The organism is Terrabacter sp. R4-6, from assembly GCF_057529065.1.
On sequence record NZ_CP197224.1, the window covers coordinates 3,745,009 to 3,762,099 of the forward strand.

Consider the following 17,091-nt stretch of genomic DNA (forward strand, 5'->3'; position numbering starts at 1 on the left):
GGCCGACTACGCAGTCGAGCTGGAAGGCATCACCAAGCGCTTCCCCGGAGTCGTGGCCAACAAGGACATCGGCTTCAAGGTCCGCAAGGGCACGGTCCACGCCATCGTCGGTGAGAACGGCGCCGGCAAGTCGACCCTGATGAAGATCCTCTACGGCGTCCAGCGCCCTGACGAGGGGACCATCGCGATCGACGGCCGCGAGGTGCACCTGCACTCGCCGTCCGACGCCATTGCCGAGGGCATCGGCATGGTGTTCCAGCACTTCCAGCTCGCCGACAACTTCACGGTCCTCGAGAACGTCGTCCTCGGCGCCGAGAAGCTGCACGGGATCGGTGAGGGCGCGCGGGCCGAGATCCGCCGCATCTCCGACGACTACGGCCTCGACATCGCGCCGGACGCCCTCGTCGCCGACCTCGGTGTCGGCGCCCGCCAGCGCATCGAGATCCTCAAGGTCCTCTACCGCGGCGCCAAGATCATCATCCTCGACGAGCCGACCGCCGTCCTCGTGCCGCAGGAGGTCGACGAGCTCTTCGACAACCTGCGCGAGCTGAAGTCCGAGGGCCTGACGGTCCTGTTCATCTCGCACAAGCTCGACGAGGTGCTCTCGGTCGCCGACTCGATCACGGTGATCCGGCGCGGCACGACCGTCGACACGGTCGACCCGTCGTCGGTCAACGCGCGCCAGCTCGCCGAGCTCATGGTCGGCGCGGAGCTGCCGACGCCCCAGACCGAGGAGTCCACGGTCACCGACCGCGTCGTGCTGCGGACCGAGGACATCGTGCTCGCCGGCCCCGGCGCCGGACGCAACGTGCTCGACGGCATCTCGCTGACGATCCACGCCGGTGAGGTGCTCGGCATCGCCGGCGTCGAGGGCAACGGCCAGGCCGAGCTCGTCGAGGTCATCATGGGCATGCGTGAGCCCACCTCCGGCCTCGTCTTCCTCGGCGACACCGACATCTCCGACTGGCGCACGCGCGAGATCCGTGAGGCCGGCGTCGCCTACATCCCCGAGGACCGCCAGCGGCACGCGCTGCTGCTCGAGGCGCCGCTCTGGGAGAACCGCATCCTCGGTCACCAGACCGAGGAGCCGAACGTCCGGGGCTTCATCATCAACGCCGCCGGCGCCAAGGCGGACACGGAGCGGATCGTCAAGGAGTACGACGTCCGCACGCCCTCGATCAACGTCAAGGCGGGGTCGCTCTCCGGCGGCAACCAGCAGAAGCTCATCGTCGGCCGCGAGATGAGCCACCAGCCCAAGGTGCTCGTCGCCGCGCACCCGACGCGAGGCGTCGACGTCGGCGCCCAGGCGAGCATCTGGGACATCATCCGGCAGGCCCGACGCGACGGCCTCGCCGTGCTGCTCATCTCGGCCGACCTCGAGGAGCTGATCGGCCTCTCCGACACCATCGAGGTGATCCTGCGCGGCAGCCTGACCGGCACGTTCGACCCCGACACCGTCACCGCCGAGGACCTCGGCGCGGCCATGACCGGAGCTGCTGGCAGCCCGGAGGAGACCCGATGAGCACGTTCAGTCCCCGCAAGCTCCTCCTCGCCGTCGCGGCGCCCCTGCTCGCGCTCGTCGTCGCGTTCCTCGTGACCTCGGCGATCCTGCTGGCCCTCGGCGACCCCGTCGTCGAGGTCTGGCAGACGATCCTCAGCTGGCCCAAGCCGCGTCAGCTCGTCCAGATCGTCAACGGCGCCACCGTCTACTACCTCTCGGCCGTCGCGGTCGCCGTCGGCTTCCGGATGAACCTCTTCAACATCGGCGTCGACGGTCAGTACCGCGTCGCGGTGTTCGCCGGAGCAGCCTTCGCCGGGCAGGCCTGGTTCCCCGGCCCGCTCAACGTCATCCTGACGATCGTCGTCGCGATGGTCGCCGGTGGCTTCTGGGCGAGCATCGCCGCCTACCTCAAGATCCGCCGCGGCATCTCCGAGGTGATCAGCACGATCATGCTCAACGCCATCGCGACCGGCGTCGTGCAGTGGCTGCTGCTCAAGGTCGCCGTCAAGCAACAGGGCAGCAACACGATCTCGACCAAGCCCATCCCCGAGTCGTCGCAGCTCTCGGGCCTCGGCCTCATCCCCGGCGCGACGAACAAGGTCTACACGCTCATCCTGCTCGCCGTCCTCGTCGGCGCCCTCTACTGGTTCGTCATCAACAAGACCCGGTTCGGCTTCGACCTGCGCGCCACGGGCCGCTCCGAGAGCGCGGCGGTCGCCAGCGGCGTCAAGGTGCCCCGCATGATCGTCACGACGATGATCGCCTCGGGTGCGCTCGCCGGTCTCATCGGCATGCCGCTGCTCTTCGGCCAGGACCACAGCTACGGCACGACCTTCCAGGCCGGGCTCGGCTTCGCGGGCATCGGCATCGCGCTGCTCGGTCGCAACCACCCGCTTGGCATCGCGGCCGCGGCGCTGCTGTGGTCGTTCCTCGACGTGCAGAGCAACGCGCTGCAGATCCGGGCCGGTGTCGCGTCCGAGGTCGTCTTCATCATCCAGGGCGTCATCCTCTTCGCCGTCGTCATCGCCTACGAGCTGATCCGTCGCGCCGACGTGCGCCTCGAGCAGCAGCGGGTGGCGAGGGAGCTGGCCGCGACGAGATCCGATGCCCCCACCCCGGAAGGAGCGACGGCATGAGTGTCACTGGTCTCGACGCCGGCGTCGAGAAGGTCACCGCCACCCCGCGTCGGCTCCGGCTGAGCCCGCTCCAGTGGGTCGGGGTCGGCCTCGGCGCCGTCCTCGTGCTCTCGATCCTGCGTGTCGTCACCGGCGCCAACGACGTCGACTCGTCCGGGCTGCTCATCGCAGCCTTCGGTCTCGCTGTGCCCATCGCCCTCGCCGGTCTCGGCGGTCTGTGGTCCGAGCGAGCGGGCGTCGTCAACATCGGCCTCGAGGGCATGATGATCCTCGGCACGTGGGGCGCCGGCTTCCTCGGCTACCACCTCGGCCCCTGGTGGGGCCTCGTCGGCGCGGTCATCGGCGGTGCCGTCGGCGGTCTCATCCACGCGATCGCCACGGTCACCTTCGGCGTCGACCACATCGTCTCGGGTGTCGCGCTCAACATCGTGGCGCTCGGCTTCGCGAAGTACCTCTCGGTGCGCTTCTTCAGCACGCTCCCCGGCGGCGGTCCGACGCAGTCACCGCCCCTCGAGGAGCTGCCGACGATCAGCATCCCGTGGCTGTCCGACGCCCTCGGTGAGTTGGAGCAGCAGCACATCTTCTTCATCTCCGACCTCGCCGGCGTGCTCCGTGCGTTCTGCACCAACGTGTCGGTCGTGACGATCCTCGCCGTCCTGCTCTTCATCGCGACCGCCTACATCCTGTGGCGCTCGGCCTTCGGCCTGCGCCTGCGCTCGGTGGGCGAGTCGCCGGTCGCGGCCGAGTCCCTCGGTGTCAACGTGCTCCGCTACAAGTTCACGGCGGTGCTCGTCTCCGGCGGTCTGGCCGGCCTGGGCGGTGGCTTCCTCGCCCTCGTGGCCGCCAACGTCTTCCGTGACGGGCAGACGGGTGGCCGCGGCTACATCGGTCTGGCAGCCATGATCTTCGGCAACTGGCGTCCCGGCGGCCTGATGGCCGGGTCGGTCCTCTTCGGCTACACCGACGCGGCACAGCTGCGCGGTGGCGGCACGACGGTGCACGCCTTCCTCCTGCTGCTCGCCGTGCTGCTCATCGGCATCGGGATCTGGCAGATCGTCCGCAAGGGCCGCGTGGTGCAGGGCGTCATCGCCCTCGTCGTCGGTGTCGTCGTGGGTGTCTGGTACGCCCTGACCGACATCGTCCCGCCGGAGCTGTCGAGCACGCTGCCCTACGTCACGACGCTGCTCGTGCTCGCGTTCGCCTCGCAACGCCTGCGCATGCCGGCGGCCGACGGACAGATCTACCGCAAGGGCGAGGGGCACTAGTGGCCGACACGAGCCCGCAGCCCGGCACTGTCGACACCACCGATGCCGGCGCGGTCGACTGGGAATCGCTGCGCCGGCGCGCGGTCGAGCTCATGGAGCGCGCGTACGCGCCGTACTCCCGGTTCCGTGTCGGTGTCGCCGGCCTCGTCGACGACGGCCGGGTCGTGGGCGGGTGCAACGTCGAGAACGCCGCCTACGGCGTGGCGCTCTGTGCCGAGTGCGGGATGGTCTCCGACCTCCACGCGTCCGGCGGCGGGCGGCTGACGGCGGTCTTCTGCGTCGGCGGTGACGGGCAGGCGCTCATGCCGTGCGGCCGCTGCCGCCAGCTGCTCTGGGAGAACGGCGGCCCGCAGTGCCTGCTCATGACCCCCGAGGGCGTGCTGCCGATGTCGGCGGTGCTGCCGCAGGCGTTCGGCGCCGAGGACCTGCGTCACGCCGAGGGCTGAACGGCTCCGCACCCGGTCGTGCTCCGGCGCCGCCGACGCTGGGACATGATGGTCCCGTGAGTGAAGCCTTCGATGCCGTAGACGTCATTTCCGCCAAGCGCGACCGGGCCGAGCTGTCCGACGCCCAGATCGACTGGGTCATCGACGCGTACACGAGGGGCGCCGTCGCCGAGGAGCAGATGTCGGCGCTCGCGATGGCGATCTACCTCAACGGGATGACCCCGCGGGAGATCGCCCGGTGGGCCGACGCGATGATCCGCTCGGGTGAGCGGCTCGACTTCTCGGGCCTGTCCCGCCCGACGAGCGACAAGCACTCGACCGGGGGAGTGGGCGACAAGATCACGCTGCCCCTGGCGCCGATCGTGGCCGCCTGCGGCGTCGCGGTCCCGCAGCTCTCGGGCCGCGGCCTCGGGCACACGGGCGGCACGCTCGACAAGCTCGAGTCGATCCCCGGGTGGAGGGCCGACCTGACGAACGAGCAGATGATGGCGCAGCTCGAGGACGTCGGTGCCGTCATCTGCGCCGCCGGCTCGGGCCTGGCCCCGGCCGACAAGAAGCTGTATGCGTTGCGTGACGTCACGGGGACCGTCTCCTGCGTGCCCCTCATCGCCACCTCGATCATGAGCAAGAAGATCGCCGAGGGCACCGGGTCCCTCGTCCTCGACGTCAAGGTCGGGTCGGGCGCGTTCATGAAGGAGCTCGGACAGGCCCGCGAGCTCGCGGAGACGATGGTCCGCCTCGGCACCGACGCGGGGGTGCACACGGTCGCTTTGCTCACGAACATGGAGACGCCGCTCGGGCTCACGGCGGGCAACGCGCTCGAGGTGCGGGAGTCCGTGGAGGTGCTCGCCGGTGGGGGCCCGGAAGACGTCGTCGAGCTCACGCTCGCCCTCGCACGCGAGATGGTCGCGGGTGCGGGTCGCTCCGACATCGACCCGGCCGACGTGCTCGCGGACGGACGGGCCATGGACGTCTGGCGCCGGATGATCCGCGCCCAGGGGGGAGACCCGGACGCGGAGCTGCCGACGGCGAAGGAGACCCACCGCGTGCTGGCGCCCGCCGACGGGGTGCTCGTCCAGCTGGACGCGCTCGCGGTCGGGGTCGCTGCGTGGCGTCTCGGCGCCGGGCGAGCCCGCAAGGAGGACCCGGTGCAGGCGGGCGCCGGCGTCGAGCTGCACCACAAGCCCGGCGCGACGGTGCGTGGCGGAGAGCCGCTCATGACGCTGCACACCGACGAGCCGGAGCGGTTCGCCCGCGCTCTCGAGGCGCTCGAGGGTGGCTTCACGATCGCCCCCGAAGGGTCGCGGCCGGACCTCCCGCCGATCGTCATCGACCGGGTGTCCTGACCCCGCCGTGCGGGCCCGCAGGGAGGCGGCCGGCGCTCCGGCCGACCGCCCACCACGGGTCCGTACCCCCGCGAGGGGAGCGATTTGGGGATTCCCCGGGGAGCGGGCTAAAGTTCTCTTCGTCAGCCCGACAGGGAGGAACGGACGCCACCGCGGCGGCGAGAGATCGTCGAGCGAAGCTGGCCGGTCCCGGGGCCTGATGAGTGTCCGGAGTGTCCGACGGTGTCGGGCTCCGGTGAGCAGGATCCGCCCGCATGACCGTCGTTTGACTCGGTGGGGTGCGGCGGGTAAGTTTGAAGGGTTGCCCCGGAGGCCTCCTCGTTGAGGTGGTTGATGGTGTGTGTCCGATTCTTGAGAACTCAACAGCGTGTCAAAAATCGATGCCAATTACCTCGTCTCGGGGCTGGCGCGGTGCCACTGTTTGGTGGTGTCTGTGTCTGTTTCGGAACGAATTATCCTTTGGTTGAAACTGAATGATCAACTCTTTTTGAGCTGGTTGTTCGACTTCAGTCGGGTTTTCGAGCCCTTCTACGGGTTCAAAGTTTGCTCACTGTTTGGGTCTTCGGGCCTGGTGGTGGGTGTTTGAACATCAACGGAGAGTTTGATCCTGGCTCAGGACGAACGCTGGCGGCGTGCTTAACACATGCAAGTCGAACGGTGATGATCAAGCTTGCTTGGTCTGATCAGTGGCGAACGGGTGAGTAACACGTGAGTAACCTGCCCCAGACTCTGGGATAACCCCGGGAAACCGGAGCTAATACCGGATATGACACCAGGTCGCATGACCATGGTGTGGAAAGTTTTTCGGTCTGGGATGGACTCGCGGCCTATCAGCTTGTTGGTGAGGTAGTGGCTCACCAAGGCGACGACGGGTAGCCGGCCTGAGAGGGCGACCGGCCACACTGGGACTGAGACACGGCCCAGACTCCTACGGGAGGCAGCAGTGGGGAATATTGCACAATGGGCGGAAGCCTGATGCAGCGACGCCGCGTGAGGGATGACGGCCTTCGGGTTGTAAACCTCTTTCAGCAGGGAAGAAGCGCAAGTGACGGTACCTGCAGAAGAAGCACCGGCTAACTACGTGCCAGCAGCCGCGGTAATACGTAGGGTGCGAGCGTTGTCCGGAATTATTGGGCGTAAAGAGCTTGTAGGTGGTTTGTCGCGTCTGCTGTGAAAATCCGAGGCTCAACCTCGGACTTGCAGTGGGTACGGGCAGACTAGAGTGTGGTAGGGGAGACTGGAATTCCTGGTGTAGCGGTGGAATGCGCAGATATCAGGAGGAACACCGATGGCGAAGGCAGGTCTCTGGGCCATTACTGACACTGAGAAGCGAAAGCATGGGGAGCGAACAGGATTAGATACCCTGGTAGTCCATGCCGTAAACGTTGGGAACTAGGTGTGGGTCTCATTCCACGAGATCCGTGCCGCAGCTAACGCATTAAGTTCCCCGCCTGGGGAGTACGGCCGCAAGGCTAAAACTCAAAGGAATTGACGGGGGCCCGCACAAGCGGCGGAGCATGCGGATTAATTCGATGCAACGCGAAGAACCTTACCAAGGCTTGACATACACCGGAATCACTCAGAGATGGGTGCGTCTTCGGACTGGTGTACAGGTGGTGCATGGTTGTCGTCAGCTCGTGTCGTGAGATGTTGGGTTAAGTCCCGCAACGAGCGCAACCCTCGTTCTATGTTGCCAGCACGTCATGGTGGGGACTCATAGGAGACTGCCGGGGTCAACTCGGAGGAAGGTGGGGATGACGTCAAATCATCATGCCCCTTATGTCTTGGGCTTCACGCATGCTACAATGGCCGGTACAAAGGGCTGCGAAACCGCGAGGTGGAGCGAATCCCAAAAAACCGGTCTCAGTTCGGATTGGGGTCTGCAACTCGACCCCATGAAGTCGGAGTCGCTAGTAATCGCAGATCAGCAACGCTGCGGTGAATACGTTCCCGGGCCTTGTACACACCGCCCGTCAAGTCACGAAAGTCGGTAACACCCGAAGCCGGTGGCCCAACCCTTGTGGGGGGAGCCGTCGAAGGTGGGACTGGCGATTGGGACTAAGTCGTAACAAGGTAGCCGTACCGGAAGGTGCGGCTGGATCACCTCCTTTCTAAGGAGCACTGCCCACACCGGTCCCTCGTGGATCCGGGTGTGGTGCCAGAGCCCGGTCTGTCCCCGAATGTGGGGCAGCGGGTGCTCAAGGGTGGAACATCGATTTTGGCACCGACCTGGTCGGCCTTCCTCAAGTACAAGCTGGAGACAGCAGTGGAACGAGGGGGTCTGGGCAGGGCGGTGCTTGACACGTTGTTGGGTCCTGAAGGATCGGACGACGCATGCCGGCTCGAGCCGGTCTTGGCCTTGCGGGGTCGGGACGGTTCGGGTGGTGTGTGTGGGCTGGTTCTTCTGGTTGTGGGCCCTGCCGAGATCGCGAGCTGTGCTTGTGGTGGGTGTGGGGTGCCGGTTGTATTTTGAGAACTTCACAGTGGACGCGAGCATCTTTGTAGTGTCAAGTTTTTAAGGGCACACGGTGGATGCCTTGGCACCAGGAACCGAAGAAGGACGTAGGAATCTGCGATAAGCCTCGGGTAGTCGATAACCAGACTGTGATCCGAGGATTTCCGAATGGGGAAACCCGGCTGGAGGCAAGTCCAGTCACCCGCACCTGAATATATAGGGTGTGTGGAGGGAACGTGGGGAAGTGAAACATCTCAGTACCCACAGGAAGAGAAAACAACATGTGATTCCGTGAGTAGTGGCGAGCGAAAGCGGATGAGGCTAAACCGGGCGTGTGTGATAGCTGTCAGGCGTTGCACGTTCGGGGTCGTGGGACCCACCAGCCGGCTCTGACAGGTCGTCGGGGAGTAAGAAATCTGCGTCATAGTCGAAGAGCATTGAATGGCTCGGCATAGAGGGTGCGACCCCCGTAGACGAAATGGTGTGGACTCCCGGTGGATTTCCCAAGTAGCACGGGGCCCGAGAAATCCCGTGTGAATCTGGCAGGACCACCTGCTAAGCCTAAATATTCCCTGGTGACCGATAGCGGACAAGTACCGTGAGGGAAAGGTGAAAAGTACCCCGGGAGGGGAGTGAAATAGATCCTGAAACCGTGTGCCTACAATCCGTTGGAGCCTCCCGCCGTTGGGCGTGTGGGGTGACAGCGTGCCTTTTGAAGAATGAGCCTGCGAGTTAGTGCTCAGTGGCGAGGTTAACCCGTGTGGGGAAGCCGTAGCGAAAGCGAGTCCGAACAGGGCGCCCATAGTCGCTGGGTCTAGACCCGAAGCGGAGTGATCTACCCATGGCCAGGTTGAAGCGCAGGTAAGACTGCGTGGAGGACCGAACCCACTTAGGTTGAAAACTGAGGGGATGAGCTGTGGGTAGGGGTGAAAGGCCAATCAAACTCCGTGATAGCTGGTTCTCCCCGAAATGCATTTAGGTGCAGCGTCACGTGTTTCTTGCCGGAGGTAGAGCTACTGGATAGCTAATGGGCCTCACCAGGTTACTGACGTTAGCCAAACTCCGAATGCCGGTAAGTGAGAGCGTGGCAGTGAGACTGCGGGGGATAAGCTCCGTAGTCGAGAGGGAAACAGCCCAGATCACCAGCTAAGGTCCCTAAGCGTGTGCTAAGTGGGAAAGGATGTGGAGTTGCTGTGACAACCAGGAGGTTGGCTTAGAAGCAGCCACCCTTTAAAGAGTGCGTAATAGCTCACTGGTCAAGTGATTCCGCGCCGACAATGTAGCGGGGCTCAAGCACACCACCGAAGCTGTGGCATTGACATACTGCTCGGCACCGACACCTGCGGGTTCGGTGTCCAGGCGTGTTGATGGGTAGGGGAGCGTCGTGTGGCCAGGGAAGCGGCGGTGTGAACCAGCCGTGGAGGCCACACGAGTGAGAATGCAGGCATGAGTAGCGAATGACGGGCGAGAAACCCGTCCGCCGAATAACCAAGGGTTCCAGGGTCAAGCTAATCTGCCCTGGGTAAGTCGGGACCTAAGGCGAGGCCGACAGGCGTAGTCGATGGACATCCGGTTGATATTCCGGAACCGGCGAAGGACCGCCCATGATGAACCCAGTGATGCTCAGTGCCTGAAGCACGCCCACCGGACCTTCGGGTCCACAGGGCGCGTGGAGCGCACGACCCGATCTGGTAGTAGTCAAGCGATGGAGTGACGCAGGAAGGTAGCCTCCGCGTGGCGATGGTTGTCCACGTCCAAGGGTGTAGGGCGCGATCCAGGCAAATCCGGATCGCACATAAGCCTGAGACCTGATAGTGACCGCGAATGCGGGAAGAGGGTGATCCTATGCTGCCGAGAAAAACTTCTAGCGAGGTTCGAGCCGCCCGTACCCCAAACCGACTCAGGTGGTTAGGTAGAGAATACCAAGGCGATCGAGTGAATCGTGGTTAAGGAATTCGGCAAAATACCCCCGTAACTTCGGGAGAAGGGGGGCCCTGATCGTGACGGAACTTGCTTCCTGAGCGTGATCGGCCGCAGAGACCAGGGAGAAGCGACTGTTTACTAAAAACACAGGTCCGTGCCAAGTCGCAAGACGATGTATACGGACTGACGCCTGCCCGGTGCTGGAACGTTAAGGGGACCGGTTAGCCTCACGGCGAAGCTGAGAACTTAAGCGCCAGTAAACGGCGGTGGTAACTATAACCATCCTAAGGTAGCGAAATTCCTTGTCGGGTAAGTTCCGACCTGCACGAATGGCGTAACGACTTCTCCACTGTCTCAACCACGAACTCGGCGAAATTGCACTACGAGTAAAGATGCTCGTTACGCGCAGCAGGACGGAAAGACCCCGGGACCTTTACTACAGCTTGGTATTGGTGTTCGGTACGGCTTGTGTAGGATAGGTGGGAGACTGTGAAGCCGTCACGTCAGTGATGGTGGAGTCAACGTTGAAATACCACTCTGGTCGTTCTGGATATCTAACCTCGGTCCGTGATCCGGATCAGGGACAGTGCCTGGTGGGTAGTTTAACTGGGGCGGTTGCCTCCTAAAAGGTAACGGAGGCGCCCAAAGGTTCCCTCAGCCTGGTTGGTAATCAGGTTTCGAGTGTAAGTGCACAAGGGAGCTTGACTGTGAGACAGACATGTCGAGCAGGGACGAAAGTCGGGACTAGTGATCCGGCGGTGGCTTGTGGAAGCGCCGTCGCTCAACGGATAAAAGGTACCCCGGGGATAACAGGCTGATCTTGCCCAAGAGTCCATATCGACGGCATGGTTTGGCACCTCGATGTCGGCTCGTCGCATCCTGGGGCTGGAGTAGGTCCCAAGGGTTGGGCTGTTCGCCCATTAAAGCGGTACGCGAGCTGGGTTTAGAACGTCGTGAGACAGTTCGGTCCCTATCCGCTGTGCGCGTAGGAAACTTGAGAAAGGCTGTCCCTAGTACGAGAGGACCGGGATGGACGAACCTCTGGTGTGTCAGTTGTTCTGCCAAGAGCACCGCTGATTAGCTACGTTCGGAAGTGATAACCGCTGAAAGCATCTAAGCGGGAAGCACGTTTCAAGATGAGGTTTCCAGGCCCGCGAGGGCGAGAGGCTCCCAGCTAGACTACTGGGTTGATAGGCCGGATGTGGAAGCACAGCAATGTGTGGAGCTGACCGGTACTAATAAGCCGATAACTTGACTTACAAAGATGCTACGCGTCCACTGTGCGGTTCCCGAGATACAAACGGGACACCAACACCCACTGATTGATATCTCCATAGAGTTTCGGCTGTCATAGCGAAGGGGAAACGCCCGGCTCCATTCCGAACCCGGAAGCTAAGCCCTTCAGCGCCGATGGTACTGCACTGGTGACGGTGTGGGAGAGTAGGACGCAGCCGGACAACCATTCACGACAACCCCGCCAGGACACCTGGCGGGGTTGTCGCATTCCCATGTCCATTCCCGGATGCATTTGATGTCCACTAGTCTGGGCTCGTGCCTGAACTCGTTCCCTCTCCGACCCGTATCCCCGTCCCCGGCGGCAAGGTCATCGACGAGCACGTCGGTGCCGTCAACACCCCGGACGCCGACCTCCAGGCCTCCGTGTCGGTCGCCCGGATGGTGGCGCCGGCCGGGTGGTCCGAGCCTTTCCAGACCCCGGAGTTCGACGAGATCACGCTCGTCCTGGCCGGGACGGTGCTCATCGACCACGACGGAGGCACGCTCGAGGTCGGAGCTGGCCAGTCGGTGATCACGCGCGGGGGTGAGCGCATCCGCTACTCGTGCGGTCCCGAGGGGGCCGAGTACGTCGCGGTCTGCCTTCCCGCCTTCGGTCCGGACTCCGTCCACCGCGAGGAGGACGGCGACGCCGGAGCCACCGAGGACGCCTCGTGAGCGCCGACGACGTCCGTCGGGCCCCCAAGGTCCTGCTCCACGACCACCTCGACGGCGGCCTGCGCCCCCAGTCGATCATCGAGCTCGCGGCCGACGTCGGCTACGACGCCTTGCCCGAGACCGAGGCCCAGGCCCTGGGCACGTGGTTCCGCGAGAGCGCGGACTCCGGGTCGCTGCCGCGCTACCTCGAGACCTTCGACCACACCCTGGCCGTGATGCAGACCCGCGAGGGCCTGTTCCGCGTCGCCAGCGAGTGCGCGCAGGACCTGGCTGCCGACGGCGTCGTCTACGCCGAGAGCCGTTATGCCCCCGAGCAGCACCTGACGCGTGGCCTGACGCTCGAGGGTGTCGTCGAGGCCGTCAACGCCGGTCTGCTCGACGGGGAGGCGAAGGCTGCGGCTGACGGTCACCCCATCCGGGTCACCTCGCTGCTGACGGCGATGCGCCATGCGGCGAAGTCGACCGAGATCGCCGAGCTGGCGATCCGCTACCGCGACCAGGGTGTGTCGGGCTTCGACATCGCGGGCGCGGAGGCCGGCTACCCGCCCACCCGCCACCTCGACGCGTTCGAGTACCTCCGCCGCGAGAACTTCCACTTCACGATCCACGCCGGCGAGGCCTTCGGGCTGCCCTCCATCTGGGAGGCCATCCAGTGGTGCGGCGCCGACCGGCTCGGCCACGGCGTCCGCATCGTCGACGACATCACCATCGACGGCGCACCGTTCGCGCAGTGGGTCGAGGACAACAAGGACGACCCCGGTGCCCTGACGTCCCTGGAGCTGGACCGGGTGCGGCTGGGGAGGCTCTCCGCCTATGTCCGAGACAAGCGCATCCCCCTCGAGATGTGCCCGAGCAGCAACCTGCAGACCTCTGCTGCTCCGTCGATCGCGCTGCACCCGATCACCCTGCTGCGTCGCCTGCGCTTCCGCGTCACGCTCAACACCGACAACCGGCTCATGAGCGACACGTCGATGAGCAAGGAGGCGGCCCTGCTGCGCGACGAGGCCGGCTGGACCCTCGAGGACCTGCGCTGGGTGACGATCAACGCGATGAAGTCGGCGTTCATCCCCTTCGACGAGCGGCTCGCCCTCATCGACGACGTCATCAAGCCGGGGTACGCCGCTCTCGGCTACGAGGCCGCACCCGTCGCCTGAGGCCGTCGATCCGTCACGGTGCGAAGTGGTCGCGGCGCCCACCGCGGTGGCGCGCTATCACTTCGAAGCCGAGAGCGCCCGGTGAGGAGATTCAGTCGAGGGCGAGAGCAGCCTCGACCGCGGCCTCGACGTGCAGACGGGTCGTGGGAAAGACCGGCACCTCCGCGTCGGACTGGTCCACGAGCAGCTCGATCTCGGTGCAGCCGAGGACGACGCCCTGGGCTCCCGCCGCGACGAGCCGGGCGATGACCTCGCGGTAGGCCTGCCGGGACTCCTCGGTGACCACCCCGAGGCACAGCTCCTCGTAGATGATGCGGTGCACCACGGCGCGGTCGTCGCCGTCGGGCACGAGCACGGTCAGCCCGTGACCGGCGAGCCGGTCGCGCAGGAAGTTCTGCTCCATCGTGTAGGCCGTCGCGAGCAGCCCGACGCGTCCCAGGCCCGCGGCACGCACGGCCCGGCCTGTCACGTCGCCGATGTGCAGCAGGGGGACCGTGACGGCGGCCTCGATGGCGGGGGCCACCTTGTGCATCGTGTTGGTGCACAGGACGATGAGCTCGGCGCCTCCGGCCTCGAGTCCCGCAGCAGCCGTGGCCAGGAGCGCCCCCGCCTCGTCCCAGCGGGCCTCGGCCTGGAGCCGCTCGACCTCGGCGAAGTCGACGGAGTGCAGCAGCAGCCGCGCAGAGGCGAGGCCGCCCACACGCTCACGGACCAGCTCGTTGGCGAGCCGGTAGTACTCCGCGCTCGACTCCCAGCTCATCCCGCCGAGCAGGCCGACGAGCCTCACGTCGACGTGCCGACGCCGAGCAGGGCGCTGAGCTCGGACTCCGCCTCGCGGGGGTGCAGGCAGCGGGCACCGTCGGCGCGAGCCTGCCCGACGACCCGGGGCTCGTCTCGCCAGAGGGCGAGCCCACGGCGCACGAGGATGTGCGGAGGCTTGCGACGCTCGGAGAGGTCACGCACGAGGCGGCGCAGGGCCGTCAGGGTGCGGTTCTGTCGCACGCACAGGGCGTCTGCGAGCAGGCCTTCGCGACGCAGAGGCTCGACGAGGCGTCCGGCGAAGAGTCCCTCGGCCAGGACGAAGTCGGTCGGGCGCGCGTCCAGGACGTGCCGACCCGTCACCGCGGAGGCCCCGATGTCGTAGACGGGCACCTCGACGTGCCCCTCGTCGACGAGCTGTCGGAGGGCGTCGACGGCCGCCCCCGCGTCCCACGAGTCGGCGTGGTCCCAGTCGGGGATGCCCAGGGGGGAGCGGGGCAGGGCCGGGTCGCTCGCCTCGCGGTAGAAGTCGTCGAGGCGGACGACGGGCCACCCGTGGGTGGCACTCAGCCGGGCCGAGAGCCGGCTCTTGCCCGCGCCGCTCGGCCCGGTGAGGAGGATGACCCGGCGACGGTCACGATCGGTCGCACCGGCCTCGGGTGCACTCACGGGGTCGGCCACGGGCTGCCCCGCCGGCTGCTCGCCCGCGGTGCCGCCCGAGCGGTGGTCGACCGACGCCACCTCGCCTCCTCAACCGACCCAGGGACCCGGGTCAGAGACCCTTGGGGTGCCAGACGGTCTTCGTCTCGACGAAGGCCCGGATGCGACCGAGGCCGGGGTCGGCGTTCCAGTCGGGCTCGACCGGAGCGCCGTCGGCCAGCGCCGGACGGTAGACGCGCTTGAGGTTGCCTGCGGCCTCCGCCTCGAGGGCGGCCCAGTCGACGCCCTCGGCGCCCGCGATGCCCGTGAGGTCGATGGCGTTGACGTCACGGTGCGCGGCCAGCCACGTCGCCACCTCGCCGGTCTGGGCCGTGACGATGTTGACGACGCCACCGGGCACGTCCGACGTCGCGAGCACCTCGCTGAACGTCACGGCGGGCAGCGGACGAGCGGCCGACGACACGACAACGGCGGTGTTGCCCGACGCGATGACCGGGGCGACGACCGACACGAGACCGAGCAGCGAGGAGGCCTGCGGTGCAAGGACGCCCACCACACCGGTCGGCTCGGGCGCCGAGACGTTGAAGAAGGGGCCGGCGACGGGGTTGAGGTTGCCGAGCACCTGGGCGATCTTGTCGGTCCACCCGGCGTACCAGACGAGGCGGTCGACGGAGGCGTCGACGACGGCGCCCGCGGCGCGGACCGACAGGCCCTCGCTCGCGGCGACCTCCTCGACGAACTGGGCGCGGCGGCCCTCGAGCACCTCGGCGACGCGGTAGAGCACCTGGCCGCGGTTGTACGCGGTGGCCCCGGACCACTTGGCCAGCGCGCCGCGCGCCGCGACGACGGCGTCACGGACGTCCTTGCGCGAGCCCATCGCGGCGTTGGCGAGGAACTCGCCCGAGGCCGAGACGACCTCGTAGGAGCGACCGGACTCGCTGCGCGGGAACGCGCCACCGATGTAGAGCTTGTAGGTCTTGCGCACGTCGAGGCGGCTCATCGGGCGGCTCCCGTCAGGGTCGAAGGGGCGGTGGTGACGTAGGCCTCGAGGCCGTGGCGGCCGCCCTCGCGGCCGTAGCCCGACTCCTTGTAGCCACCGAAGGGCGAGGTCGGGTCGAAGCGGTTGAAGGTGTTGGCCCAGACGACGCCGGCGCGGAGCTGGTCGGCCATCCAGAGGATGCGCGAGCCCTTCTCGGTCCAGACGCCGGCCGAGAGGCCGTAGGCCGAGTTGTTGGCCTTGGCGACCGCCTCCTGAGGCGTGCGGAAGGTCAGCACCGACAGGACCGGCCCGAAGATCTCCTCGGTCGCGACGCGGTGCGTCTGCGAGACACCGGTGAGCACCGTCGGGGGGAACCAGTAGCCCTTGGCGGGCAGCGTGCACTCGGGGCTCCAGCGCTCGGCGCCCTCGGCCACACCGGCCTCGACGAGCGAGGTGATGCGGTCGAGCTGGGCCTTGGAGTTGATCGCGCCGAGGTCGCTGTTCTTGTCCATCGGGTCACCGACGCGCAGCGTGCCGAGGCGACGCTTGAGCTTGGCGACGACCTGGTCGTGGACGTTCTCCTGGACGAGCAGGCGCGAGCCGGCGCAGCAGACCTGGCCCTGGTTGAAGAAGATGCCGCCCACGATGCCCTCGACCGCCTGGTCGAGCGGGGCGTCGTCGAAGACGATGTTGGCAGCCTTGCCGCCGAGCTCGAGCGTCGCCTTCTTCGACGTGCCCGCGATGGACCGGGCGATCGCCTTGCCGACCTCGGTCGAGCCGGTGAAGGCGATCTTGTCGACGTCCGGGTGCTCGACGAGCGCCTGACCCGTGCGGCCGTCACCGGTGATGATGTTGACGACGCCGGCCGGCAGGTCGGCCTGCTGGCAGACCTCGGCGAAGAGCAGCGCGCTCAGCGGGGTGGTCTCGGCGGGCTTGAGCACGACGGTGTTGCCCGTCGCGAGGGCCGGTGCGATCTTCCAGGCGAGCATGAGCAGCGGGAAGTTCCACGGGATGACCTGGCCGACCACGCCGTGCGGGCGCGGCACGTCGGCGCCCGAGGCGGACAGGCCGGCATACTCCAGCTTGTCGGCCCAGCCCGCGTGGTAGAAGAAGTGGGCGGCGGCGACCGGCACGTCGACGTCGCGGGTCTCCTTGATCGGCTTGCCGTTGTCGAGCGTCTCGAGGACGGCGAACTCGCGGGCCCGCTCCTGCAGGATGCGGGCGATGCGGAAGAGGTACTTGCCGCGCTCGGCGCCGCTCATGCGGCCCCAGACCCCCTCGTAGGCGCGGCGGGCCGCGGCGACGGCCTTGTCGACGTCCTTGGGGCCGGCCTGGCTCACCTCGGCGAGGACCGTCTCGTCGGCGGGGTTGATCGTGGGGAAGGTCGCCTTGGGCCGCGTGAAGGCGCCGTCGATGAAGAGCCCGTAGGACTTCTCGATCGTGACGATGGCGCGCGACTCCGGCGCGGGGGCGTACTCGAACTTCGGCATCAGGGTGTCTTTCGTGGGCGCTGTCGT

The 17,091-nt window shown here is 66.4% G+C and carries 11 protein-coding genes and 3 rRNA genes; 10 read left to right on the top strand and 4 right to left on the bottom strand.

Annotated features, from left to right (window positions below; genetic code table 11):
• The first annotated feature begins 52 nt into the window (after window positions 1–52).
• From ACSSS0_RS17420 to ACSSS0_RS17465, 10 genes are all read left to right on the top strand, one after another.
• On the top strand, window positions 53–1,522 hold the full coding sequence (locus ACSSS0_RS17420) for an ABC transporter ATP-binding protein (protein WP_487228982.1): 1,470 nt from the start codon (window positions 53–55) through the stop codon (window positions 1,520–1,522).
• Window positions 1,519–2,637, top strand: coding sequence for an ABC transporter permease (locus tag ACSSS0_RS17425; protein WP_487228983.1), 1,119 nt, complete (start codon window positions 1,519–1,521; stop codon window positions 2,635–2,637). Before ACSSS0_RS17420 ends, ACSSS0_RS17425 begins: the two co-directional genes overlap by 4 nt.
• Complete coding sequence (locus ACSSS0_RS17430) at window positions 2,634–3,902, top strand: ABC transporter permease (protein ID WP_487228984.1); 1,269 nt, start codon at window positions 2,634–2,636, stop codon at window positions 3,900–3,902. The genes ACSSS0_RS17425 and ACSSS0_RS17430 overlap by 4 nt, the downstream gene beginning before the upstream one ends.
• The gene (locus tag ACSSS0_RS17435) at window positions 3,902–4,348 is read left to right on the top strand and encodes a cytidine deaminase (RefSeq protein WP_435986670.1); all 447 of its coding nucleotides are present in this window, start codon (window positions 3,902–3,904) and stop codon (window positions 4,346–4,348) included. The genes ACSSS0_RS17430 and ACSSS0_RS17435 overlap by 1 nt, the downstream gene beginning before the upstream one ends.
• Window positions 4,349–4,404: 56 nt before the next feature.
• Window positions 4,405–5,694, top strand: a complete 1,290-nt coding sequence (locus ACSSS0_RS17440; protein ID WP_487228985.1) for a thymidine phosphorylase — start codon at window positions 4,405–4,407, stop codon at window positions 5,692–5,694.
• Window positions 5,695–6,283: 589 nt separating this feature from the next.
• Window positions 6,284–7,805: ribosomal RNA gene (locus ACSSS0_RS17445) — 16S ribosomal RNA — on the top strand.
• A 394-nt stretch (window positions 7,806–8,199) separates the two neighbouring features.
• A 23S ribosomal RNA gene (locus ACSSS0_RS17450) occupies window positions 8,200–11,331 on the top strand.
• 81 nt (window positions 11,332–11,412) lie between these two features.
• A 5S ribosomal RNA gene (gene rrf / locus ACSSS0_RS17455) occupies window positions 11,413–11,529 on the top strand.
• The 16S, 23S and 5S rRNA genes sit together here, the layout of an rRNA operon.
• Before the next feature lie 94 nt (window positions 11,530–11,623).
• Window positions 11,624–12,022: a cupin domain-containing protein gene (locus ACSSS0_RS17460; RefSeq protein ID WP_487228986.1), complete on the top strand. Its 399-nt coding sequence runs from the start codon at window positions 11,624–11,626 to the stop codon at window positions 12,020–12,022.
• Window positions 12,019–13,176, top strand: a complete 1,158-nt coding sequence (locus tag ACSSS0_RS17465; RefSeq protein WP_487228987.1) for an adenosine deaminase — start codon at window positions 12,019–12,021, stop codon at window positions 13,174–13,176. The genes ACSSS0_RS17460 and ACSSS0_RS17465 overlap by 4 nt, the downstream gene beginning before the upstream one ends.
• Before the next feature lie 91 nt (window positions 13,177–13,267).
• Here ACSSS0_RS17465 and ACSSS0_RS17470 read toward each other — a convergent pair whose 3' ends face one another.
• Genes ACSSS0_RS17470 through ACSSS0_RS17485 form a run of 4 tightly spaced genes read right to left on the bottom strand, consistent with a single transcriptional unit; the run spans window position 13,268 to window position 17,064 of the window.
• Complete coding sequence (locus ACSSS0_RS17470) at window positions 13,268–13,963, bottom strand: aspartate/glutamate racemase family protein (RefSeq protein ID WP_487228988.1); 696 nt, start codon at window positions 13,961–13,963, stop codon at window positions 13,268–13,270.
• Complete coding sequence (locus ACSSS0_RS17475) at window positions 13,960–14,676, bottom strand: uridine kinase family protein (protein ID WP_487228989.1); 717 nt, start codon at window positions 14,674–14,676, stop codon at window positions 13,960–13,962. Before ACSSS0_RS17475 ends, ACSSS0_RS17470 begins: the two co-directional genes overlap by 4 nt.
• 31 nt (window positions 14,677–14,707) lie before the next feature.
• Window positions 14,708–15,595: an aldehyde dehydrogenase family protein gene (locus tag ACSSS0_RS17480; protein WP_487228990.1), complete on the bottom strand. Its 888-nt coding sequence runs from the start codon at window positions 15,593–15,595 to the stop codon at window positions 14,708–14,710.
• Window positions 15,592–17,064, bottom strand: a complete 1,473-nt coding sequence (locus tag ACSSS0_RS17485) for an aldehyde dehydrogenase family protein (RefSeq protein WP_435986663.1) — start codon at window positions 17,062–17,064, stop codon at window positions 15,592–15,594. Before ACSSS0_RS17485 ends, ACSSS0_RS17480 begins: the two co-directional genes overlap by 4 nt.
• Window positions 17,065–17,091 lie beyond the last annotated feature (27 nt).